This window comes from Nitrosospira multiformis, assembly GCF_003050865.1.
GTDB lineage: Bacteria > Pseudomonadota > Gammaproteobacteria > Burkholderiales > Nitrosomonadaceae > Nitrosospira > Nitrosospira multiformis_E.
Genome location: NZ_QAOK01000019.1, coordinates 42,898 through 66,919 on the forward strand (window position 1 = coordinate 42,898; position 24,022 = coordinate 66,919).

The 24,022-nt window shown below is 53.8% G+C and carries 18 protein-coding genes, 1 tRNA gene and 1 pseudogene; 12 read left to right on the forward strand and 8 right to left on the reverse strand.

The features are described 5' to 3' along the window. Positions 1–102 precede the first annotated feature (102 nt). Entirely contained in the window at positions 103–1,776 is a 1,674-nt protein-coding gene (locus C8R21_RS10615) for an ABC-F family ATPase (protein ID WP_107762669.1), read from the forward strand. A 60-nt stretch (positions 1,777–1,836) separates the two neighbouring features. On the opposite strand, the gene ampD is transcribed toward C8R21_RS10615, so the two are convergent. The 4 genes from ampD to ispB form a co-directional block, all read right to left on the reverse strand. Next, the gene (gene ampD, locus C8R21_RS10620; RefSeq protein WP_107762686.1) at positions 1,837–2,382 is read right to left on the reverse strand and encodes a 1,6-anhydro-N-acetylmuramyl-L-alanine amidase AmpD; all 546 of its coding nucleotides are present in this window, start codon (positions 2,380–2,382) and stop codon (positions 1,837–1,839) included. A gap of 71 nt (positions 2,383–2,453) precedes the next feature. Further along, positions 2,454–2,696: a PP0621 family protein gene (locus C8R21_RS16435; protein ID WP_107762670.1), complete on the reverse strand. Its 243-nt coding sequence runs from the start codon at positions 2,694–2,696 to the stop codon at positions 2,454–2,456. Positions 2,697–3,045: 349 nt separating this feature from the next. Further along, positions 3,046–3,122: transfer RNA gene (locus C8R21_RS10630), tRNA-Pro, on the reverse strand. 158 nt (positions 3,123–3,280) lie between these two features. After that, the gene (ispB, locus tag C8R21_RS10635) at positions 3,281–4,249 is read right to left on the reverse strand and encodes an octaprenyl diphosphate synthase (RefSeq protein ID WP_107762687.1); all 969 of its coding nucleotides are present in this window, start codon (positions 4,247–4,249) and stop codon (positions 3,281–3,283) included. Positions 4,250–4,441: 192 nt separating this feature from the next. Between ispB and rplU the strand changes: the two genes are divergently transcribed. From rplU to C8R21_RS10670, 7 genes are all read left to right on the forward strand, one after another. Then, positions 4,442–4,753 (forward strand): 50S ribosomal protein L21, encoded by a 312-nt coding sequence (rplU, locus tag C8R21_RS10640; protein WP_074972803.1) that lies wholly within the window; start codon positions 4,442–4,444, stop codon positions 4,751–4,753. A 12-nt stretch (positions 4,754–4,765) separates the two neighbouring features. Continuing rightward, a complete protein-coding gene (gene rpmA / locus C8R21_RS10645; RefSeq protein WP_074972805.1) occupies positions 4,766–5,023 on the forward strand; it encodes a 50S ribosomal protein L27 in 258 nt (85 codons plus the stop codon). Between the two features lie 72 nt (positions 5,024–5,095). After that, positions 5,096–6,160: an Obg family GTPase CgtA gene (gene cgtA / locus C8R21_RS10650; protein ID WP_107762671.1), complete on the forward strand. Its 1,065-nt coding sequence runs from the start codon at positions 5,096–5,098 to the stop codon at positions 6,158–6,160. A gap of 186 nt (positions 6,161–6,346) precedes the next feature. Beyond that, positions 6,347–6,562, forward strand: coding sequence for a hypothetical protein (locus C8R21_RS10655; RefSeq protein ID WP_133670000.1), 216 nt, complete (start codon positions 6,347–6,349; stop codon positions 6,560–6,562). A 9-nt stretch (positions 6,563–6,571) separates the two neighbouring features. After that, complete coding sequence (locus C8R21_RS15650) at positions 6,572–7,087, forward strand: hypothetical protein (RefSeq protein WP_146162471.1); 516 nt, start codon at positions 6,572–6,574, stop codon at positions 7,085–7,087. Next, positions 7,081–7,914: a hypothetical protein gene (locus tag C8R21_RS15895; protein WP_219906641.1), complete on the forward strand. Its 834-nt coding sequence runs from the start codon at positions 7,081–7,083 to the stop codon at positions 7,912–7,914. The genes C8R21_RS15650 and C8R21_RS15895 overlap by 7 nt, the downstream gene beginning before the upstream one ends. Continuing rightward, positions 7,911–8,309 (forward strand): DCC1-like thiol-disulfide oxidoreductase family protein, encoded by a 399-nt coding sequence (locus tag C8R21_RS10670; RefSeq protein WP_181258905.1) that lies wholly within the window; start codon positions 7,911–7,913, stop codon positions 8,307–8,309. The genes C8R21_RS15895 and C8R21_RS10670 overlap by 4 nt, the downstream gene beginning before the upstream one ends. A 68-nt stretch (positions 8,310–8,377) precedes the next feature. On the opposite strand, the gene C8R21_RS10675 is transcribed toward C8R21_RS10670, so the two are convergent. Both C8R21_RS10675 and C8R21_RS10680 read right to left on the reverse strand, forming a co-directional pair. Further along, the gene (locus C8R21_RS10675) at positions 8,378–9,649 is read right to left on the reverse strand and encodes a PepSY-associated TM helix domain-containing protein (RefSeq protein ID WP_258192359.1); all 1,272 of its coding nucleotides are present in this window, start codon (positions 9,647–9,649) and stop codon (positions 8,378–8,380) included. Positions 9,650–9,653: 4 nt separating this feature from the next. Continuing rightward, entirely contained in the window at positions 9,654–11,321 is a 1,668-nt protein-coding gene (locus tag C8R21_RS10680) for a cyclic peptide export ABC transporter (protein WP_107762677.1), read from the reverse strand. A gap of 461 nt (positions 11,322–11,782) precedes the next feature. Here C8R21_RS10680 and C8R21_RS10685 point away from each other — a divergent pair, with 461 nt between their 5' ends. The 4 genes from C8R21_RS10685 to C8R21_RS10700 all read left to right on the forward strand — a co-directional run bounded on the left by C8R21_RS10685 (position 11,783) and on the right by C8R21_RS10700 (position 17,687). Further along, positions 11,783–12,877 carry a GNAT family N-acetyltransferase gene (locus C8R21_RS10685; protein WP_107762678.1) on the forward strand — a complete coding sequence of 365 codons (1,095 nt, stop codon included), beginning with the start codon at positions 11,783–11,785 and terminating at the stop codon, positions 12,875–12,877. 10 nt (positions 12,878–12,887) lie between these two features. Continuing rightward, a complete protein-coding gene (locus tag C8R21_RS10690; protein ID WP_107762679.1) occupies positions 12,888–14,195 on the forward strand; it encodes a lysine N(6)-hydroxylase/L-ornithine N(5)-oxygenase family protein in 1,308 nt (435 codons plus the stop codon). 94 nt (positions 14,196–14,289) lie between these two features. Then, the gene (locus C8R21_RS10695) at positions 14,290–16,641 is read left to right on the forward strand and encodes a TonB-dependent siderophore receptor (protein WP_107762680.1); all 2,352 of its coding nucleotides are present in this window, start codon (positions 14,290–14,292) and stop codon (positions 16,639–16,641) included. Positions 16,642–16,685: 44 nt separating this feature from the next. Continuing rightward, complete coding sequence (locus tag C8R21_RS10700; RefSeq protein WP_107762681.1) at positions 16,686–17,687, forward strand: alpha/beta hydrolase; 1,002 nt, start codon at positions 16,686–16,688, stop codon at positions 17,685–17,687. Here the strand turns inward: C8R21_RS10700 and C8R21_RS16440 are convergent. Next, positions 17,657–17,919, reverse strand: a pseudogene (locus C8R21_RS16440) (IS481 family transposase); the annotation flags it as partial. The gene C8R21_RS10700 and the pseudogene C8R21_RS16440 overlap by 31 nt on opposite strands. Positions 17,920–18,421: 502 nt before the next feature. Next, a partial coding sequence (locus C8R21_RS10710) for a non-ribosomal peptide synthetase (RefSeq protein ID WP_146162472.1) occupies positions 18,422–24,022 on the reverse strand: 5,601 nt, incomplete at its 5' end.

The window sequence follows — 24,022 nt, forward strand, 5'->3', positions numbered from 1 at the left end:
GTTTGCCCCTCCATGGAGAATCATATTCCGTTTCTGCTGTAGGAAACGTATAATGGAGAGTTTTTTCCAGCCCCTTCTCGGGGACAGAGAGAGGAAAAGACGTTGATTACAACAGCCAATATCACCATGCAGTTTGGGGCAAAACCCCTTTTCGAGAATGTCTCGGTCAAGTTCGGCGATGGCAATCGCTATGGATTGATCGGCGCCAACGGGTGTGGGAAATCGACCTTCATGAAAATCCTGGGGAGCGATCTGGAGCCTACTTCCGGCAATGTCAGTGTAGATGCGGGTGAGCGCGTGGGAAAATTGCGCCAGGACCAGTTCGCTTTCGAAAATTGTCTCGTAATCGATACGGTGATGATGGGGCATGAAGAACTGTGGCGCGTAAAGGAAGAACGCGACGCAATTTATGCCGATCCCGATGCGACGGAAGATGACTACATGCGCGCCGCGGAACTGGAAGCGAGATTCGCTGAACTGGATGGCTATTCCGCCGAAGCGCGCGCGGGAGAACTGCTACTCGGGGTGGGCATACCGCTGCCGCAACATCAGGGGCTGATGAGCGCTGTGGCACCCGGCTTCAAACTGCGCATACTGCTTGCCCAGGCGTTGTTTGCCGATCCGGATATCCTGCTCCTGGACGAGCCCACCAATAATCTCGATATCAATACCATCCGCTGGCTTGAAGATGTCATCAACACCAGCAGGAGCACGATTGTCATCATTTCGCATGACCGGCATTTCCTGAACAGCGTATGTACCCACATGGCTGACCTGGATTATGGCGAAATCCGCATCTATCCGGGAAATTACGATGACTACATGCTCGCCTCTACCCAGGTGCGAGAGCGCATGCTGGCCGACAACGCGAAGAAAAAAGCCCAGATTGCTGAATTGCAGTCGTTCGTGAGCCGATTTTCCGCCAACGCCTCCAAAGCACGGCAAGCGACCAGCCGTGCCCGCCAGATCGAAAAAATAAAGCTGGAGGATGTGAAACCTTCAAGCCGACAATATCCATACATCCGCCTGGACATGGACGAGCGCGAGAAGCTGCACCGCCTGGCGGTATCGGTGCAAAGCATCACCAAAGGTTTTGCCGGAATGCAAAAACCGCTGTTCCACAAATTCAGCATGAATGTGGAAGCGGGCGAAAAAATTGCGATTATCGGTCCGAACGGTATTGGCAAGACGACCTTGCTGCGTTGCCTTGCCGGTGATCTGTCGCCTGATGCGGGAGAAGTCAAATGGGCGGAGAAAGCGCGTCCTGGCTATTTTGCGCAGGATCATGCCGCGGACTTCGACAACGATGTATCGCTTACCGAATGGATGATGCAGTGGCGTGGTGAGCACGATGACGATCAGGCGGTACGGAGTGTGCTTGGCAGATTGCTGTTTTCGGGCGATGAAGTCAGAAAATCGGTGAACGTCATTTCCGGCGGAGAGGAAGGGCGTATGCTGTTTGGCAAGCTGATGCTGCAAAGAAACAATGTATTGCTGATGGACGAACCCACCAACCATCTCGACATGGAATCCATCGAATCGCTTAATGCAGCCTTGGAAAAATATACAGGCACACTGATTTTCGTTTCCCATGACCGCGAATTTGTGTCGTCTCTCGCAACACGCATCGTTGAAATGAAGCCGGAGGGAGTCGTCGATTTCAAGGGCAACTACGAGGACTATTTGCGGAGCCAGGGAATTTTTTCGGATGGCGTGAATTCGCGCGGGAATAGTTCTGCCTCGTCCAAGGAAAAAGCGCGCGCCTCATCCAGATGACAGGATGAGTTCTTCTCTCTGATGCTTAGCCGAGAGACTGCGCAAGCCTCGAAATAAGGCTTAACGCGGGGCAGTGAGCGCTGCGCGATAACGCTCCCAGTCGAAACAGGGGCCTGGGTCGGTCTTGCGACCTGGCGCAATATCGGAATGCCCCGCGATGTGCTCGATGGAATACGCTTTTTGCAGCTCCAGCGTGAGTTCGACCAGCGCTCCGTATTGAGAATCGGTAAAAGAGTGTGAATCGCTGCCCTCGAGTTCGATACCGATAGAAAAATCGTTGCACCGGTCCCTGCCCTGCCAGCAGGACTCCCCCGCGTGCCAGGCGCGTTTTTCGCACGGGACGAATTGAATGATTTCCCCTGTCCGGCGGATATAAAAGTGGCTGGAAACCCTGAGTCCGTGAATGGCGCGGTAGTAGGGATGGGCTTCCGGATCAAGTCTGTTGGTGAATAAATCGACTACGCCGTCCCCACCAAACTCATCGGGGGGAAGGCTGATGTTGTGAATCACCAGCAGACTGATTGCACACCCGGCGGGACGTTCGTCGAAATTGGGCGAAGCGATGAAGCGGATGCCGCTCGCACATCCCGTTGCGTCGATCTGCATGAGGCAGTCATCCTGTCGGCCGCTGCTGGCTGCCTCATTTTGCCGGCTGTAACCCGTTTGCACCGTCAGGTTCACGATTCAGATTGCAGGTGCAGTCGCCGATGCTCATCACTGCAAAAAAAATTGCCTTCCGAAGCAATACTCTCGCTTCTGGGCAAATGGACACCGCAGTAAATACATCGGACCATATCCTCACCCTCGAGAGATTGAGGCTGTTTATGCATCTCCTCACGTTTTTTGAGAGCGCGGCGGTAGCTCCTTATTACCCAGAAAAAAAGAAGGGCAATAAGGGCGAAGAACAGGATTCTACCCAAGCTGGAATCTCCGTTGCGGTATCGAAACCGGCGGCAAGCAGTTAAATGACATGTACGGCATTCTACCGCTTATGCATTAGGGCGCAAGCTTGAGAGGAGATAAAAATCCGCCAAGGCCGCCCTCTCCCCTGGCCCCTCTCCCACTCGTGGGAGAGCAACCGTGTCAAGGGGAATAAATGGTTCGGTTAACCTGTTTCTTCTCTCCTTGGTTCTCTCTGCACTTGCAGACGTGGGGAGAGGACCAAATCTGACCCGCTTGCATAAGTCAGGAATGAATGACGCAGATATTCCGCATATGACAGCGTTTCCAGATAAAAGCAGTCGAAAACGCCAATGTGAACAAACCGAATGGTCGGGGTGAGAGGATTCGAACCTCCGACTCCTGCGTCCCGAACGCAGTACTCTACCAGGCTGAGCTACACCCCGAAAAACCGATTTTGATACTTGCGATGCCTGGAACAATTCATGTCAGGCACGTGGGCTGCAATTGTACGCAGGAAGGGGTTTCGGAGCAATCCAAATTAGCGCGGTGACTGCGCCACCGCGCCCCTGCCAAGCAGGCGAATTAGGTCCAGGTAAAACTATTAATAATTTCTCGCCACCGCAAAGGTGCCCAGATCCAGCAGGGATTGCTTGTAGTCTGAATCCGGCAGTGAGGAAATCATATTGGATGCCGTTTCGGATTCGGCTTGCGCCCGTTGTCTGGCATAATCCAATGCTCCGGTCTGCTGGATAACTTCCAGCACGGGCTGAAAGCCTCCCTCGCCTCCCTGCTCGATGGCGCTGCGTATGATCTCTGCCTGGGCGCTCGATCCTGTTTTCATGGCATAGATCAACGGCAGGGTGGGCTTGCCTTCTGCCAGGTCGTCACCCAGATTCTTGCCGGTCTCTTGATAGTCCCCGGAATAATCCAGCATGTCATCGGTGAGTTGGAACGCGGTGCCGAGATGCATGCCATACACGGCCATCGCCTCTTCCTCCGCCGGCGTGGCATTACCGAGGATCGCGCCGAGCCGCGTTGCGGCTTCGAACAGCTTTGCTGTCTTATAGCGGATCACGCGCAGGTAATTTTCCTCATCTACGTCCGGATCGCGAACATTGAGCAGTTGCAACACTTCGCCTTCGGCAATCGTGTTGGTCGCATCGGCCAACACCCGCATGACACGCATATTGTCCACTTCGACCATCATCTGAAACGCCCGGGAATACAGAAAATCCCCGACCAATACACTGGCGGCATTTCCGAACAGGGCATTTGCAGTCGCCTTGCTTCGCCTCAGATCGGAAGCATCCACGACGTCGTCATGCAGGAGGGTTGCCGTATGGATGAATTCCACGATGGCGGCAAGATTGTAATGGTATTGTCCGGTATAACCGAACGCGCCTGCGGACAGGATTACCAAGGCGGGCCGTAGACGCTTCCCGCCGCTGTTGATGATATATTCGCTTACCTGCCGGATGAGCACGACCTCCGAATGGAGTTTTTCACGAATTACGGTATCCACCCTGCCCATATCCTGGGCAATCAGGCTTCTGATACGTTCAATTGACACGGAGGTTCCTGCAAAAAAGCTGCCATGGTAGAAATGTCGCTGCCAACGTGTCAAGCCCGAAAACGGGCAAAACTCGGATTGCGTCATAAAACTCATCCACAACAGACCTTTACCTTGAGTGGGTGACTCTGTATAATCCGCGTCTACTTCTTTTCATGGCTCCCTGGCGGGCGCAATAAACAGGATTCCATCATGTACGCAGTCATAAAAACCGGCGGGAAGCAGTACCGGGTCGAAAACGGGTTAAAGCTCAAAATAGAACAGGTACCAGCAGAAATCGGAAGCGAACTTCTGATCGACCAGGTATTGATGGTTGCTGATGGCGACAATATTTCGCTGGGGAAACCCTTGCTGAGCGGCGCGTCTGTCAAAGCAACCGTACTGGAACAAGGCAGGCATGACAAAATCCGCATTTTCAAGATGCGCCGGCGCAAACACTATCGGAAACAGCAGGGGCACCGGCAGAACTACACCGAAATTCAGATTACCGATATTTCGGTATAAGGAGAGTCTGGCATGGCACATAAAAAAGCAGGTGGCAGTTCCCGTAACGGGCGGGACTCCAATTCCAAGCGCCTTGGTGTGAAGCGCTTTGGCGGCGAACTGATTCCGGCTGGCAGCATCATCATCCGCCAGCGGGGTACAAGGGTTCATCCGGGTGAGAACGTCGGAATGGGCAAGGATCATACACTGTTCGCCAAGGTGGACGGCAAGGTAAACTTCACGGTCAAAGGGTTGCCGCAGCGCAAGACAGTGAGCATTATCCCGGTTTGATTTATTTTACCTTTCAGGAAAAGCCCTATCAGCCCGATAGGGCTTTTTTGTTTGCATCCGAGTAAATGATCCATGAAATACATTGACGAAGCATTTATCCATGTAACCGCTGGAAAAGGCGGCGACGGCGTCGCAGCCTTCCGCCGGGAAAAATACATTCCGAAAGGCGGTCCGTCCGGCGGTGATGGCGGACGCGGGGGCAGCATTTTTGCGGTGGCTGACCGCAACATCAATACCTTGGTGGATTACCGGTTTGCTCGCCTCCACCGCGCAAAAAACGGCGGAAATGGGCAAGGCTCTGATCGCTACGGAAAAAGCGCCGAGGATATTGTATTGCGCATGCCCGTTGGCACCGTTGTCACCAACGAGGTCACCGGAGAGTTGGTGGCCGATCTGGCCCAGCATGATCAAAAAATCCTGCTGGCGAAAGGCGGCACGGGGGGATTAGGCAATCTGCACTTCAAATCCAGCACAAACCGCACCCCCCGGCAATTCACGCTGGGTGAACCGGGAGAGGAAGCCGACCTCAAGCTGGAGCTCAAGGTTCTTGCGGACGTGGGACTGCTCGGCATGCCAAACGCGGGCAAGTCGACCCTGATTCGGGCAGTTTCAGCAGCACGCCCAAAAGTAGCTGATTACCCTTTCACCACCATGCACCCTGCTCTGGGCGTGGTGCGTGTGGATCAGAGCCGCAGTTTCGTAATGGCTGATATTCCAGGGCTGATCGAAGGCGCAGCGGAAGGCGCGGGACTTGGACACCGCTTCCTGAAGCATCTTGCGCGTACCCGCCTGTTGTTGCATATCGTCGATATTGCGCCGCTCGATGAAGCGGTTGATCCGGTGCATGAGGCCAGGGCTATTCTCGAAGAACTGAGGAAGTATGACCAAGTGCTCTATCGCAAGCCGCGCTGGCTGGTGCTCAACAAGGTCGATCTGCTGCCGGAAAATGAGCGCGAAAAAATATGCAGGAAATTCATCCGTAGCCTTGGCTGGAAAGACAAAAACTTTGCCATCTCAGCCATGACGGGGGATGGCTGCAAGGAACTGACCTACGCGATCATGGAATTTCTGGAGCAGGAACCGATGGATGAAAATCAGGATCTGGCAAAATCTGCGGAACCGGATACATTCGATTGATTTCCCTGCGGGTCCATTAACAGGCGCCCTCCGTTGCGACCCCCTTTCATTCCCTTATCAGCAGCAGAGCTCACAGCAGCGCACATGGCGCACAAGTTGTACTACACTTAATCAGATTTCCAGATAAAACTCTGCTTGCGCTGATCCAACTTTAAATTTGGGAATATTTTTTTTGACTGGGGAGGAATGATGACAGAACTTGCCGAGGCGGAACTTGCGGGACTGGATGCCGTTATAGAAGCAAGAAGAATGACATCCGATACGTCCGATAAATATGAGCAGATCGTGATACCCATTGGTAATGCCGGCACCGCTGTAGCGGGTGACAATGCGGGTTTATCAGGAGGTGAGGGCCTGTCGCTGGACGCACTCGTGAAACTTCGCGAGAACGCGCTGAGCTGATATAAGCTCATGTCATTAGTCTCTATCCTGCTTTATTCGATAGTGACTCTTTGGCTGGTAATCACATTATTGGCGCAACACTCGCGCTTCCAGTCCGTTATCAACCGGTTTAACGGACTTCATATCATTCCACGCTGGACATTCTTTGCACCTAATCCTGGAGTCAGGGATTATCACCTGGTTATAAGGGACCGTTGCCGGGATGGGCGGCTGACAGACTGGAAAAGCGTGCCTGTTTATCCGTCGCGCCCGAAATTCGCGTACTTGTGGAATCCGCAGAAGCGCGCATCGAAGATACTGACTGATGCCATCCAGGCAATAAAGCTGTTATTGAAACGCGATGATGTGGGACCCTCCGGACTTCCTTTCACCGTCCCCTATCTCCTTCTTTTGCATTACGCAGCCCATGCTGTGCAGCCTGAGCCGGACGCTGCCGAGTTTCAAATCGCGATTATCGAAGCTACAGGGCATCTCGAGCGGAACCTGGAATGTTCATTCCTTTCCAGTTTTCATAGCCGATGGTAACTGAGGGCATGGCGGACATCGCCTTATGCCTCGTCATCACCAAGACTCTATTGGCTGCATGGGCCCTGCTTTCCGCAGCGGAATGGTTTGTCAACCTTCACCTATTCCGCTCTGATGGTTTGCTCACATGGAATATTCTGCGCCTGCGGCCACGCCTTGTGATCCCGGCGTCCATCCGCCATCGTGTACATGCGGAATCCGCTGTAATTGCTGTCCTGGTATGCCGTATTGTCGCGGGACTTCTGCTGCTGATCCCTTATCCCAATCATGCGGATTTGCCGTGCAGCCTGCTCATTCTGCTTTCATGCTTCTACATGTCACGCCGCACCTGGTTCGGCGGCGATGGATCGGATCAGATGGGAATGGTCATTGCTGCAGGTCTTGCCATCATTTCCGCCGGCCTTGTGCTGGATGACATAAACGTGACGGCCTCTGGTGTTCTTGCAATCAGCGGTCAAGCGGTCCTCGCCTATTTTGTTGCCGGCGCCGCCAAGGTTGTTTCGCCCGTCTGGCGAGACGGAAAAGCATTGCCCGGTGTGATGAAAACCCGAACATACGGACACTCCCTTGCCGCGGGTTTTGCCGCAGACCGACCCGGCTTCTGCAAGTTCGTATGCTGGCTGACTATCGGGACGGAAATGCTGTTTCCACTCGTTCTATTGGCGCCACCCGGCGTGGCGATTGCAAGTCTATGCTGCTTCGCCCTTTTTCATTTTTCCAATGCCTACTTCATGGGATTGAATGCGTTTGTCTGGCCTTTTCTCGCGACTTATCCGGCTGTCATGCTAGCCAATTCGGCAGTCCGCGGCTGGATGGGGTGGGCATGACAGCAACTGCGAATGATCCAGATCGCCTCTCCGTCATTTATGACGGAGAATGCCCTTTTTGTGCGGCGTTTGTGAAACTTTACGCTCTACGGAAGAATATAGGCGAGATAGAACTCATCGACGCCCGGACAAGGCCTGATCTGGTCCGGGAGTTGCGAGCCCAAGGCATGGAAATCAATGAAGGCATGGCCGTGATATGGCAGAGGCATTATTACCACGGGGCCAATGCAATGCATCTTCTTTCCATACTCGGTGCTGACAGGGGATTTTTTGGTGGGTTGAACAAATTCCTGTTCTGCAACAGAAACGCCGCTGCACTGGTTTATCCCGTACTTGCGACTGGCCGCAGAGTGGCCCTATCGTTACTGGGCAGAAAAATGATTCCACACCGATGATGGTCAAGGGCAGGTTTTTCGGAAAAAATGAGAAAGGTGTAGACATGACGAAAATCAGGGCAATACAGCTATACGTCTCCCACTCCCTTCATCAGCATTTTCTTTCGCGCCCACCGCTTCTTCTGCCAGATGATCACTCCCGTAACTGACAGCATCGCCACCAGCAGGCCCATGACGGATACGAAAATACGTCCGGGAAGACCGACGATACGTCCGGAATGCAGCGGAAACTGCGCCTGCATGAAAATATCGCCCGCACTGCCCTCACCCGGCACATTTGCTCCGGCGGGTGTTCCATCCTTGCCATCGAAGAAAAGCGAGGGATTTCCCAGTCCCACATCCCCATGGTCGTTCCCCGGCTCAAAGAAGATCACACCATAAACCCCCACTTCGGGATCATAAAATATGCCACCGGGAGGCGTATGCCATCCGCGCTTTTCCGCTTCGGTTATTGCACCCTGCAGGATGGTGTGGCGATCCACCATCGGCTCGACAGGCTGGTCGGGAGGATTGGGAGTACGTGTGAAGGGACTGGGCGATAGCATCGAAAAAAGCGACACCAGCGGCCGCATGACCTGCTGGTTGAGATTCATCGACACGGCCGTCACAGCCAGGATCAGCAGGAATCCCCATACCCACACTCCACCGGATCGATGCAGATCGAAGTTCAGCCTTGCTCCTCCTTGCCGCCAGCGGAATGCAAAGGATTTGGTCCATGCACTCGCCTTGGGAAATGAAATCCACAGAGCAATGAAGCAATCGAGTGCCCAGATGATCGCAAGAGTGCCCATGAACAATATGCCCAACTCGATTCCGAACCCGTCCGGAATATGCATGCTGTAGTGCAGCTTGTACAGAAACGGCAGCAGATTCTCGCGACTGAGGGAGATCTCGCCCCACATGCGCTTGCCGCGCACTTCTCCATCAACTGGGTCGAGGGCTATCTGGTTGAAATCCAGATCGAAGGCCGTGCCTGTTGCCCGGTCGAGGCGCGGCTTTACTGCCAGGCCAAGGTTATGCCCCGGCTCGACGGAGAGTGGAACCCAGGTCACCAGCAACCGGGGGTCCGCTGCTTCCAGTCGATCGGCCAGCAGCAGCGGAGGCTGCGAGATGCCACCAACATTCCTTGCTTCGTATAATTGGGGATTCAGCCACTCATCCAGCTCATGATCCCAGGAGATGACAGCGCCGGTAAGGCCGGATACGAAAAGAAATGCGGCCAATAAAAGACCCGTCCAGCGATGCGCCAGTACAAGAAAATTGCGCCCGATCGAAAGTCTCTCCGCGCGCCGGGTATCTTGTGCTCCGGTTACGCCCGGCACCGTGATCATTCGTTTCATTGCTTCATGTCATACGGTCAAGTACCAGCGGCGGGGCCGCGATTGCGTGTGCAGCATCTTTCAGTGATGGACGACCATTGAACGTCAGGCATCCGCTCTCCATACGTATCAACCGGTCGGCAAGATGAAAGTAACGGTCATCGTGCGATATCACCAATACAGCCTTGCCCATGGCGCGCAATTCCGGAAGGAGCTCGCGGTAAAAGACTTCCTTGAAGACCGGGTCCTGATCCGCTGCCCATTCGTCGAATATAAAAAACGGGCGGTTTTCCAGATAGGCAACCACTAAAGCGAGACGCTTGCGCTGTCCTTGCGAAAGGGCAAGCGTCGTGAAAGCCCCGTTCTGGACTTTAACCTTGTTTTGCAGGTGCAGTTTGGCTAAAAGTCGATTGCCTTCATTATCCAGGTCAACTCTGCCCGTTTCCAGCAAGCGGTCGAAAAGATGGAAATCCGAAAAAACCGTCGAAAAAAGCTGCCTGTAGCGGTCCCGGTTTGTCTCATCGACCACTTTTCCATTGAAAATTATCTGCCCTTCCTCCGGCGGATAGAGTCCAACCAGCAACTTGGCCAAAGTAGTCTTGCCGCTCCCGTTGCCCCCCACTAGAAAAGTAATCTCTCCGGGACGGAAATCCAGGTCGATGGGGCCGAGCGTGAACAATTCATCGCTCTGTTCATGATAATACCGGTGCAACACGCCCTGGAGTGCGATGAATTCCAAGCCTGAGGGAGAAGAATTATCGGTCTCGATTTCCAATGTGGTCATCGCCCGCGTTATTTCCTCGATCCGCTCCGCAGAAACCTTGGCCAGATTGGCGCGGGGAATATTCAACAGAAGCGCTTCGAGCGGTCCCACCATGTAAACGAACACCAGCGCGTAGCCCGTCATGACCAGAGCTCGGTCAGGACCATCACTCACCAATGCGAATAATACCATCCCGATAAACACATAGAGCAGGAACTGGGCCCATCCACCGGATGCGACGAAGACGGACATTCCAAAAGTCCTTTCGCGGCGCACGGTTTCGATCGAGCCCGACAGCACATCCTCATAGAATGCCTTCCGCTTCCGGTTATTGAGACGAAGCTCCTTGGCCCCGTCGGTCAGGGACCGAAAATAGGAAAACAATTTGTCCTGCTCTTCGGACGCAATATTCAAATGGCGTATTGCGCGCAGATGGGCAAGATGATATCCCACGGACCCCAGGCCAACCACAAGGATAGCGAGCAGGAATACCTGCCATGAAAGCCACGCCATATAAAGCAGACATCCGGCGACGATGACGGCATTCATCAGGATGACGGGAAAGCTCACAAAGAATTCGGCAACGTGCGTGCAATGCTCGGCAAGGGCCGACTGTATGCGGGCAGCCCCCACCGTTTCAAGATTACGGTAATCGGCGGCTAGCACCTTTCTGGCGACAAAGCTGCGAAGTTCCGCGTGCGCCCGTTGTCCCAGGCGCTCGAAAAGAATCGCTGCGCTTACATAACTCAGCATCACGGCAACGGCAGTGGCAATAAAAATGAGCGCCATGGTCCCCCGTTCGCTCTCGGTCGCGGTGAGCGCAGAATTGATCTGTGCGACGAGAAACACGCTGCAAGCACCATGGAATACTGTGACCAATGAAGCGGCTGCCAATAATACCCTGGATTGGTTGATAAGATACTTGAGCATGGCTGTCCCACAAGGAAATGGATATCAGGGAAGACGAATGAGAATTACAATTATTTACGCTTGAACGATTCATATCACCTCTCGGTTCACGTCATCTCCTGTTAATCACCAAAGCAGGTTCCGGGCATTTCACTCCTTGGAGCAATTTCGCTCCTTAGGGCAATTTCCTCTTGCATGACCTGGAAAGACAATTGCAGCGGGAGTGTTTGCCGTTATCCGCACAGGCAATTATCCGCATAGACCCTTCTAATCCCCCATTTTCTCCAGAACAGAATTTTCCCTCGTACTTCTCCCAAGGTTATAGCTCTCACAATGAGCAATCAATCCAGCTGCAATTGTAAAAAATAATGTTTCTCATTCGTCTTTAACCAGAATAACAACGCGAAATACAGCGAACACGAATAATAGCGACAGCGATAGCCCGATAGCGCCGTTCTTACAATACTTATCCGGAAAACGAGATGGGACATTTACACGAGCAGGGCCAGCATCTCTCCCCTCGTGCGACGTCGATTAATTGTCGTCCCGATCGGACTGCATATTCGGCCACGCTCGACGGCAACACCTTGCTTTTACAACCAGCGAATGGTGTCGAAAATTCGCGGTGGCAGCTGGACCAGCAGAGTGATGGACTGACTCTGGAATGGATAGGGTCCGATGCTGAAAAACCAAAGCTCGTGGAAGTATTGGCGGCAATTGAAGCTGCGTTCGTCAGTTTTCCTGTAGCAGATAAACTGGATCTCCTAGCTCCTTTCGACCAGGCTGAAGAACTGCTTCGATCAGGTCTTCTCCTTCGCGACAGGAGCGGTCAGGCCACTGTGAATATCGAGCTTTTCTGGCAACAGCCGAGAATGTGGCTGGTGCCGCCTCAGCCCCATGCCTTCCCCGTGACTTATGTGCTGAGCGAGGGACGCCGTCATCCGCTGCGGCCTCCCAAACCGGCCGGCACCGTATACCAGCGCCATATCGACTGGCTCGGCCGTACGCTGTCATTCCGTACGGTGGACTTTCACCGGGACTTGGAACGCTTCAACCGCTGGATGAACGACCCCGTAGTAGCGGCATCCTGGCGGGAAGAAGGCGATCTGGCAAAACACCAGGCTTATCTACAAGCCATTTCTGCGGACCCTCATGTTACAGGGCTCATCGCGAGTCTCGATGACGAGGCTTTCGGTTATTTTGAAGTTTATTGGGCAAAAGAAGACCGTATTGCCCCCTTCTATGATGTGGATGACTTCGATCGAGGCTGGCACGTGCTGATCGGTGAAATCCGTTTTCGCGGCAAGCCCTTCGTCACAGCCTGGCTGCCATCGATCTCCCATTACCTGTTTCTCGACGATTGCAGGACGCAGCGCGTCGTCATAGAACCTCGCACGGATAATTACAAAATGATTCGCAATCTCGTGAGGTGCGGTTATGCGAATCTCAAGGAATTCTATTTCCCCCACAAACGCGCCATGCTCGGCATGTTGTTGCGGGAACGCTTCTTTGCAGAACGGCTGTGGGTTCCACGCGATGTCATCGCAACATCCTGTTCCACATCTTCTTTATCCTGAGGATATCGCTATGCAAATACATGATCTGATCGGTATCGGCTTTGGTCCCTCCAACATTGCGCTTGCCATTACCCTGGAGGAAAAGAAACAGGAAGGATACGACATAGACGCGTTTTTTATCGAGAAACAGCCGGGTTTCGCCTGGCATCCAAACATGATGCTGGACAATGCGCATATGCAGATTTCCTTCCTGAAGGATCTGGTCACCCTGCGGAATCCCTCCAGTCACTTTACATTCATCAACTATCTTCATCAAAAACAGCGGCTGCAGGACTTTATCAATCTCAAAACCTTTTTCCCCAGCCGCCACGAATTCAACGATTACCTCGCCTGGGCCGCCTCCCATTTCGACGATCGCTGTGCTTACGGCGAAGAAGTTCTGGAAGTGCTACCGGAGAAGCGTAATGATGAAGTGATGCTGCTGCGCGTGCGTTCGCGGGATTCCACTGGAACTGTGCGGGAACGGCTGACCCGCAATCTCATTGTCAGCGTCGGGGGTGTTCCCAGCATACCCGAATGCTTCCAATCGCTGAAAGGCGACAAGCGAATATTTCATTCGAACAGTTATCTCCGCGAGATCGAGCGGCATAAGGAAGCAAAAAAAATAGCGGTCGTGGGTGCAGGTCAAAGCGCGTCGGAAATTTTCATGGATCTGCACAACCGCTCTGATGCTCCGCAGATTGACCTGATCATGCGCGCCCGCGCAATCAAACCGTCGGACGACAGCCCCTTTGTAAACGAAATCTTCAATACCGATTTCACCGACTTCGTTTTCAGTCGTTCAGAACACGACCGAGTTTCTCTTCTGGAGGAGTTCTGGCATACCAATTACGCTGCACCTGATCTGGTTTTGATCGAACAGATCTTTAATGTGTTCTACCAGCAGAGAGTTACTGGCAATACCCGCCACCGCTTCCTGCGGCGTCATGAAGTCGCGAGCGTCAGTGCTTTGCCGGAAGGCGGCATTCAATTATTTCTGCGCGATTTGAATGCGGGGCGGGAATACAGTGCGGTCTACGATGCAGTCGTGCTTGCAACCGGCTATGGACGGAATTATCACAAATCCTTGCTGAAACCCCTTTCACCCTATATGGATGACTTCAGCGTAGATCGCAACTACCGGCTGAAAAGTACGCCGAATTTTCGGCCTGCCATCTTCCTTCAGGGGGCCTGCGAATCAACTCACGGTCTGAGCGATACGCTGCTTTCAGTTACAGCAGTCCGCACGAACGAAATAGGACAGGCGCTCGTGGGTATGGTCAATGATCCGGTTGCGAAGCAGGCAGAAAACCCGGTGCGTGCAGTGGCCGTCCGTTGAATCTTGAAAACGAAAATCTACTTCAATCTCATGAATACGAGTTGATAACACCTCCCCCACTTACAATTTTTTAACTACCAGCAACCACAAAAAAATGAAAGCCTATACAAAAACTATTAAAGGGCATCGTCGTCCACTTACTCCACTTACACGACCCACCAGACTTGTAATCGCAATACAGTACGCACTCCTCAGCCTGTCCGTGGCTGGCTACGGGCATGCACAGGAAACTTCCCTGGAGTCAGCCAAAAAATTTCAAACGAGTGTTCCTGCGACAGAAGATAATGCCGAGTCCTCTGCTACAGAGTCTTCCAGATCGGGGGAAAAAGCTTCAAAAGAGAAAACCTCCCCGACTCAGGATGCTACGCAGCGAGGGGAGACCACTGAATCAGCCAAACCCTCCGAAACGGTTCTGCCGACCCTGGTCATCCGGGAAAAAGGAGTCCAGGAAGGATATGGCGTTAAAAACAGCATGACGGCGACCAAAACCAAGACGCCGATTATAGAGGTACCGCAGTCCATTTCAGTCATCAATCGCAATGAACTGACCATGCGCGGGGTAAATCTCAACTTCACCGAAGCACTGCGCTATGTACCGGGGGTCGTAGCTGACACACTTGGTTTCAATGGAACAGGCTTCGAGTATGTAAGCATGAGGGGCTTCAATTCCCTGAGCACTGCCAACTTCCGGGATAATTTAAGCCAGCAGGGGAGAGGATTTTTTTTTGCTGACTTCATTACCGACCCCTATTCCCTCGAGCGGGTAGATGTATTGCGCGGTCCCACTTCGGTGACGTTTGGCCGGGGCGATGCGGGAGGTATCATAAACCGTGTTACAAAGCTGCCCACCTCCACGCCTATCCGGGAGGTCGAGCTTCAGTACGGCAATTTCGACCGCAAGCGGATTGCCGGAGACTTTGGCTTGGCCAATGAAGATGGAACGCTCATGTTTCGCCTGGTGACCAGCGCGCTGGATACGGACACCCAGGTACGCTTTCCCAATACAGGTGGGGACCGTGCGCAAATCAGGCGCTTCTACATTGCGCCGTCGCTGACCTGGCGCCCCACGGACAGGACATCCGTCACACTTTTTGGCGATATCCTGAACAACCGCAGCGAAGCGGCCGCCTTTTACGTAGCAACGCCAGAGGGCAGTCCCACCAATACGTTGCTGGGCGAACCCAACTTCACGCGGTATTCAAGCGACCAGGCTTCCTTCAGCTACAAACTCGAGCACCATTTCAACGACACCTTCACGGTACGGCAAAACTTCCGTTTCATGAGTCTCGATGGCAGATACAGAGACATTAACCCCGCAGGATTTGCCGCGGATGGACGGACCTTGGATCGCAGTTCAGTCGCTACCCGCGAACGGTTGGATCAAACCGTGCTGGATACGCACGTGGAAGCTCGTACCCGGACAGGTCCCCTCAATCATACCGTACTGGCCGGAATCGACTGGAACCGTGTTGAGTCCACCCTCAACCATTTTATAGGCAGCGCTCCCTCCATTGATATTTTCAATCCTGTATATAACCAGCCGGTGCCCACCCCGGATTTCCTATTCATCGATGGCAACCAAAAGATAGATCAAGTTGGATTTTACGTACAGGATCAAATCAAGTTCAACCAGTGGGTGTTGACTCTGAGCGGCCGCCACGACAGAGTGTCGAGCGTTACCAACGTTAATATTTTCGATCCGCAGCATAACGCGAGCAAGGATTCAGCATACACCGGTAGGGCGGGGTTGACCTATCTTTTCTCCAACGGAATTGCGCCTTATTTCAGTTACTCACAGTCGTTTCTGCCTCAATATGGAATCGATTTTTTTAATAACACTCCCTTCAAACCTGCGCGCGCTTCCCAGTATGAAGTGGGCATCAAGTATCAGCCTCCGGGCACCAGGAATCTGTTTACGGCGGCATTGTTCGAATTGACCAAAACCAACGTTTTGATTCCTGATCCCCGCACACCGCTTGGCGTGTCGCAAGCAGGAGAGATACGCTCCCGGGGCGCGGAAGTGGAAGCAAGAACGGAAATTTACCGGGGAATGAATTTGATTGGCGCATTCACTTATAACGACGTCAAGGTAACAGAAAGCGCCACTGGTTTTATAGGTAACATGCCTGTTCGCGTACCCAACCTGACGACCTCAGCCTGGCTCGACTATAACCTCGGCACATTGAATGTTAGCTGGTTGAAGGGGTTCTTCATCGGAGGCGGCGTACGCTATGTGGGCAGGGTATTCAATGATGAGGCGAATACCAGCACTACACCTTCCTTTACCCTCTTCGATGCAATGCTGCGATACGATCACGGCCCCTGGCAATTTCTCATCAATGCCAACAATATATTCGATGATAAATACTATTCGGCCAGCACCGGCGGAAATTTCTTCCTGGGGACACGACGTAGTGTTATAGGGACATTGAAACTCAGGTTTTAATGTCAGCACAGAGAAACTTGTTCTACGATAGATGAGACGCTTGTATGGCGCTTGATCCTGATCTTGCAGCATTTCTCGAACTTGTGGAAGCGGGCATCAGCAATGGTGTCCCTCCCTTGCACGAGCTGCCGCCCGCGAAAGCGCGCGAACAATACGACATATCCACCCTGGCTCTGGATAGCCCCGGTATGGAGGTGGCAAGTGTCAAGGAAATCGGCATCCTTTGCCGGGATGGAAATGAGATAACAGCGAGACTCTATGCGCCTCTGCTGGACGAGTCATTGAATGGTTTATCGGCATCCGCGCTGCTGTATTTTCATGGGGGGGGATATTGTGTAGGCAGCCTGGATTCCCACGACTCGCTATGCCGCACACTGGCTGCGCTGACCCCCTGCTGCGTGCTGAACGTCAGCTACCGGTTGGCGCCTGATCATCCGTTTCCCACCGCGGTGCATGATGCGCAAGATGCCTACCAATGGCTTCTTTCCAACGGACCCGCTCATGGTATCGATCCCCAACGGATAGCCGTGGGAGGCGATAGCGCAGGGGGCACGCTGGCCACCGGATTGACTATCGCCGCCAGGGAAATGGGTTGGCCGCAGCCGGTATTCCAGGCGCTGCTCTACCCATGCACAAGCGCATGGCAGGATACTGATTCGCACCGCCGCCTTGCACAGGGATATCTGCTCGAAGCCCCGACGCTGCAATGGATGTTCAACAATTACCTTACCAGCGAAAGAGACCGGACAGACTGGCGCTTTGCGCCGCTTGAGGCAGAGGATTTAAGTGGCCTCGCTCCGGCATTCATCGCCCTGGCTGAATACGACCCGCTCGTGGATGAAGGAGTTGAATACGCCAGCAGGCTCAAAGAAGCCGGCGTGCCTACTCAACTGAAAATATATGAAGGGATGACGCATGATTTCGCACGTCTGGGGAATATCCTCAACGACGCAAGCAAGGTACGAGAGGATATTGCACGGGCGCTGACTATGGGCTTTGAAGTGGGGCAGAAGGTGGGTCTACGCCCGCAACACATCTTGCCCTGATAGATGCATCACGATTATAGCTGTGCAACCAGTCATCCAGATCGATTTGCAATTCCTCGATTGAGCGATATATTTTTCTGCGAAACGCCACCTGATAAAACTCTTGCAGAATGGTCTGTGAACGCGCTTACAGATGTCATTGGTCAATGACATCGAGCATGATAGTCAGGTAGAGCTGGTAATCATGGATTTCTGGCTTGTCACAGTACTCAGTGCCAAGATCAGTCAGAACGTGGCTCAGTTCATCTTCATGCAAAACCCCTCCTTCAAAGGAAGTATTGCTAAATACTGACGTTGCCGCCGGCTACATTTTGTGAGCCCCATCGTAGGCTGCATTATTTGCTGAAATGGGAACGATGTCCTTGCACGACCAATTCCTCGTGTTCCAGCCAGAACGTACAGAATCCTCCAGCTTCTGAATTCGGTTAAATTGCATGAAGCCGCTCGGCTGATCCTAATAGGTGCTCGGGGGTAGTGGGTTCTTGCAAAAAAATTCTTGACCCTGTCGAAAACTCTTACATTCACTTCGATTAGTCCATTATTTTCTGCCATGCTGCTGGCGGGGCTGGGATTGGTAGGGTCTATGGTTCGACGTAAAAACTTAACAACCCCCGGCTAAAGTCGGTAGTTGTTAAGTGGGACCATGGTTGAAACAGTTCCTGGCCTAGGTGCTTTATCTAGCATGTCGCATATTGCAGACCTCGTGCAGCACTATTTCTCAAACTGGAACCGAATCAAGTAATCTCGATTGAGGCACGCGATGTGAGACTGCATTCTATGCCCAGTAATAAAGCCTCTGCTCGCACGATGGCAAAATGATTCGTGTCGATCTCGTTTTGAAGTTGTTCAGCCTGGTCTATTTGCCGCGCAAGAGCCAATCTGTCTGATAGCGGACGTGCTGCCACCCACCAGCACGCGGGCTTTACGGACATGGGATTCAACACGGGCGCTTGCGCGGCTATCGCCTTTAGGTGACGAGCTACTATAAAGATACGTGCCAGCTCTTCCGCTCCCAGATCTGCATAGCCGCCCTCTCCATTATTAGGCAGAATTGCGGCTTCTGGTGTTTGTCCCGCGGAAATCAATTCATCCAGCAAACCTGCCAAAGTCTCTTCCGATGGCTGCTCCGAGGATTGCAGACAACTCTTTTGATTTCCATCAGGGATAACTCCATCCGCGCCGTCAATTTTCGCTCCGGGCAGCACCACGGAAACAAAATCGGAAAAGTCCTGTCGCCAGTCGTCCGGCCCGGTCTCGCCCATACCGGGAATGAAAGGATCGATGAGGCCGAGAAATGCGATCTCCTGCCCCTCCACCTCCAGTAACGCAGCCACCATGGCTGCAAGAGTGCCGCCAAGGGACCAGCCTGACAGGTGGTAAGGTCCTTTCGGCTGGGCATGGCGAATGATCTGGACATAATCCACCGCCATCTGGACGAGAGAAGTATCGCGATGTCCGGGATCAGAGAGCATGCGGCAAGGTATTCCATAGACTGTTCGCTTCCCCTGTAGATGTCGCGCAAGCGGCTGGTAGTCGAACACTGTTCCCAATCCGGCATGGATGCAGAATAATGGCTCGAGTTTCGCTTTTTCGTCACTCTGATTTAACAGCAGCAGTGGCTGTGTTTTGTCAGAGGCTTCAACGTCCAGACCGAGCAAACCGGCAATGGTTGGACGTTGCATCAGATCCCGCAGCTTGAAATCGAATTTCAACCCGGGCAGGTTGCGCATTCGAGCCATGACTTTCAGACTGGAGAGCGAATCTCCGCCGAGAGCGAAGAAGTTGTCCGTCTCGCCTACCCGCTCCACACCCAGCACCTCCTGCCAGATCTGAGCCAGAAGCCTGGCCTCCGGAGTAGAGGGTGCTCGATAAGTGTCGGCAGCAACAGCATCCGCCTCCGGTAATGCACTGCGGTCAAGCTTGCCACTGGGCAATCGGGGTAAATCGTCCAGGATGACGATATGCGTGGGCACCATATATTCGGGCAGCCGCCTGGCAAGTTGCTGCTTCAGCGTGCTTCCCAACCCCGCACTCCCCTTCCGGACTAACGCAGTCGCCCCCCTCATCTCATTCTGCACGACATAAGCGGCGAGTTGCGGTCCTCCCACCCCTTCCCGAACAACGACTGCAACATCGGTCAGTCCGGTAAGCTCACGTACGCATGCCTCTATCTCGCCCAGCTCGATCCGGAACCCGCGAATCTTCACTTGATGGTCAGCACGGCAGATATATTCGATATTGCCGTCCTCCAGCCAACGCACCAGATCACCCGTGCGATAGAGCCGGCCGCCATTTCCGTCAAATGGATCGGCTACAAAGCGTTCCGCTGTCAGTCCCGCTCGTCCCAGGTACCCGCGAGCAAGGCCATAGCCCCCAATGTACAATTCCCCAATCATGCCTACGGGTACCGGTTGCATATCGACGTCGAGCACATACGCGGTACGTTCTCCCACGGGTCTGCCGATAGGTGCGTAGGCACAATCGAAACTGTTGCTTGCTTCCGTCTTCCAGATCAATGGGGTAACAACCGTCTCGGTGGGTCCGTAACCATTGATCAGAATGCGCGGCCGCAAGGTCTTTCGCACCAGATCGTAGGAAGCTTTGGGCATGGCTTCGCCTCCGAAGACATAAAGCTCTACCGGGGGCGGATCGCTGCGGGGCGCAGCCCATTCGGCAACCTGGCCCAGGTAAGCGGGCGGAAATGCCGCATTGGTAATGCCATAGCTGTGTAAAGCGTCGTATGTCTGCTCCGCGGTCCACAATTCCTGGTCGCGCACTGCCAGACCGGCACCGACTGTCAGTGCGGTCAGCCAGCGCTCATGTGCGCCATCGAATGAGAATGACATGAAGAGCAGCTCGCATGAGTGCGGTGTCATACCGTAAATCCCGGCGGTCGCTCGGCAGTGCATGCTCAGTGGACCGTGCGCTACCGCTACTCCCTTGGGGAGCCCGGTCGAGCCCGATGTGTAGATAATGTACGCCAGATTATGCTCATGGAGGAGAATGTCGGGGTCAGAGCCCGATTCTGCCGTGAGATCCAGGGAATCCAGCAACAGCGCCTGCCCTCCAAAGCCGCTGCCGAGCTTGGCGAGCAACTTTTCTTCCGTCAAGAGGAGTGACATGCCGCTGTCCTTCACCATGAAGGACAGGCGCTCTACCGGATATTCGGGGTCGAGTGGTACATAGGCTCCGCCGGCCTTGAGCACGCCCAGCAGCGTGACAATGACTTCGAGCGAGCGTTCCATCGCCACTCCTACTCTCACTTCCGGTCTCACACCCATACGGGCGAGATGGTGCGCCAGCCGGTTTGCCCGCTCATTCAACTCCGCATAGGATAGCTCCTGCTCGCCCATGAGCAGTGCAATCGCTTCAGGGTGGTGTTCCGCGTTCTGCTCGATCAGGTTGTGCACAAACTGATGCGAAAGCCGCGATGGCGAGGTTTCCAAATATGCATTGGATCCGAGGGAAAGGAGGTGGCCAATCTCTCTTTTTTCCATCCATCCCAGCTCTCCCACACGCCACTCCGGATGAGTCATCATCTCCCTCATCAGGAATTCCATATGCGCGCGCAAGTCAAGCACGAAGTCGTCGGGAAGCTCGGCGCGTCCGTAGCAATATTCGATTTCCAACCTGTCGCCCACCACGACCTGTAAGTCCATCGCGTATCCTGTCAGCCCCTTGCCTTTGATTTCCCCAAAGCGCAGTCCATAAAGCTCGTTGCTACGCATTGCCTCATCAATGGGATAATTCTCGAATACGACAATGCTGTCGAAGAGAGACCGACCGGAGGAACCGGCCCATCGTTGAATATCTGCAAGGGATGCGTGCTCATGCTCACGCAATCTTGCATTCATTTTCTGCAGCAGGCCGAGATACTCCACTACTGTCAATTCACTTTTCCGCTCAACCGGAACGGGAATGGTATTGATGAACATTCCCACTATTTCCTCGGCTTTTGGCAGGCTGGGAGAACGCCCCGCTACGGTAGCGCCGAATACCACGGTATCTTTGCCGGTATATCGTTGCAAAAGCAATGCCCATGCTGCCTGTACGAAAGTATTGAGGGTCACTTGCTGCCGCTGCGCAAAGGCTTTCAGCCGACGGGTTTCCTCGATACTCAGAAGGGTATATATCTGCGCAAAGTCTGATCGCTTGTCTGGCTCGCTTGCTCCGTTTGTTATTTTTCCTGTCGACTTCGCCAACAGAGTCGGACCCTCAACCCCTGCAAGTTCGGCTTGCCAGAAAGCCTTGGTCGCCTGCTCGTCCTGTTGCAGAAGCCATCGTACATACCAACCATAATCCGGTCCTGGTGCAGCAAGCGCCTGCCCGTCGTAACAGCGCAGCCAATCGCTGATGAGAATGGAGTCACCCCACGCATCGAGCAATATGTGATGCCGCGTCCATACCAACTGGTAGCGGTCTTCGGCAAGGCATATGAGGGCAAGCCGCGCCAGTGGAGGCGTGAGAAAATCGAATTCCCGTCTCAATTCGTCCTCTGCGTAGGCAGCAACACGTGATTCCAACGCATCCAGTCCGCGCCAATCCAGGTGGACGACAGGGGCGGCAGGGGCATATGTTTTTTTGAAGATGATTTGCAGCGGACGCGCCAAACCAGCTTGCCATAGAAAACCGGTACGCAGTATTGGATGGCGGTTAACCATAGCCATCCATGCATTTGCCAATCGTTGCGGGTCCAGCCCCTCAACTTCCACGCTCAGCTGATTTACATAAAGACCCGCGCCCTCCGCTGCCGTTTCCATGGTATGAAACAGCATGCCTTCCTGTGTCGGTGACAAAGGATAAGCATCTTCAATTTCATTCTCTGTAAATGGGAGCCCTGCAATCGCTGCAGAGCCAAGGTAATCGCGCAGATAACCACGCTCAGGCTTGGCCGGTTCTGCAACCGGTTCCTCAATGGTTTCCACTATTTCAGCCAACGAAGCGATGGTTTGCTGTTCGAATAACTGCCGGGGTGTGATCTTCAAGCCGGCACGCCAAGCTTTGGTGACGATTTGAAGACTGAGAATGGAATCGCCCCCCAACTCAAAAAAGTTGTCATGCCGGCCCACCTGGGCTACGCCAAGCACCTGGCTCCAGATGCTCGCCAGCACTTCTTCCACTTCACTTCGTGGTGCCTCATAACGCTCCGTGTTGGCGAATTCCGGCTCAGGCAAGGCCTTGCGATCCACCTTCCCGTTGGGATTAAGCGGTAAACTCTCCAAAACAACGATTGCCGAAGGAATCATATAGTCCGGCAGCGCTTTGGCGAGTGCCTGGCGCAGTAAGGCAGCATCCACATCTTCCCCGGCATGCGATGAAACGTAGGCCACAAGCTTCGCGCCTCCTCCCCCTGGTAGCCGCGTATCAGCGGCTGCCAAGGCAGCATCCCCTTCCCGCGCAACTACCACCGCTTCCCTGATTTCAGGTTGAGCCAGCAGTTGGGCTTCGATCTCACCCAGTTCGATGCGGAACCCTCGAATCTTGACCTGATGATCCAATCGCCCCAGGTATTCGATCTGCCCATCGCCGCGCCATCTTGCCAGGTCGCCCGTTCGATAAAGCCGTCCTCCTTCTTCATCGAAAGGATCGGCTATGAAACGCTCTGCTGTCAGTCCTCCAAGGTTGGGATAGCCACGCGCCAACCCTATCCCTCCGAGATACAGTTCTCCAGCCACACCTGGCAGAACAGGATTGAGATTCGCATCGAGGATGTATGCCCGAGTGGCCGCTATGGGCTTACCTAATACTGGTGCACCACTTTGGTCGATTCTTCCCACTGCGGACCAGATAGTGGTTTCAGTGGGCCCATACATGTTCCATAACTCGACGCCGTGCGTACACAACTGACCGGCAAGGTCGGGCTGGAGCGCTTCGCCGCCACACAACGCTTTCAACGGCTTGAACGGTTTGTTGTCTCCACCCTGTATTTCTCCTTCTGCTTTTCCTTGCAGAGGATCCCATCCGGCTGCAAGCAGCATGCGCCATCCGGCAGGTGTGGACTGCAGGACGCTGGGACGATGGGTTTGAAGGAGTTGCGCAAGGGCCAGGCCATCGCGGTTGACCCCCTGCGGAAGGAGCACGAGGCGTGCGCCAACACTCAAAGGCAGATAGAGCTCCAGGGCAGCAATATCAAACGACAGTGCAGTTACCGCCGCGAGCGTATCCTGGGCGTCCATACCCGGAAACTCGGCCATGCTGGTAAGAAAGTGGCTTAGCGCATGATGCGCCACCCCCACGCCCTTTGGTTTTCCTGTGGAGCCTGAGGTATAGATGACATAGGCAAGGTTGTGTCGATGCAGAACGGCTTGCGGGTTGCTGCCGGATTCATCCTCAAG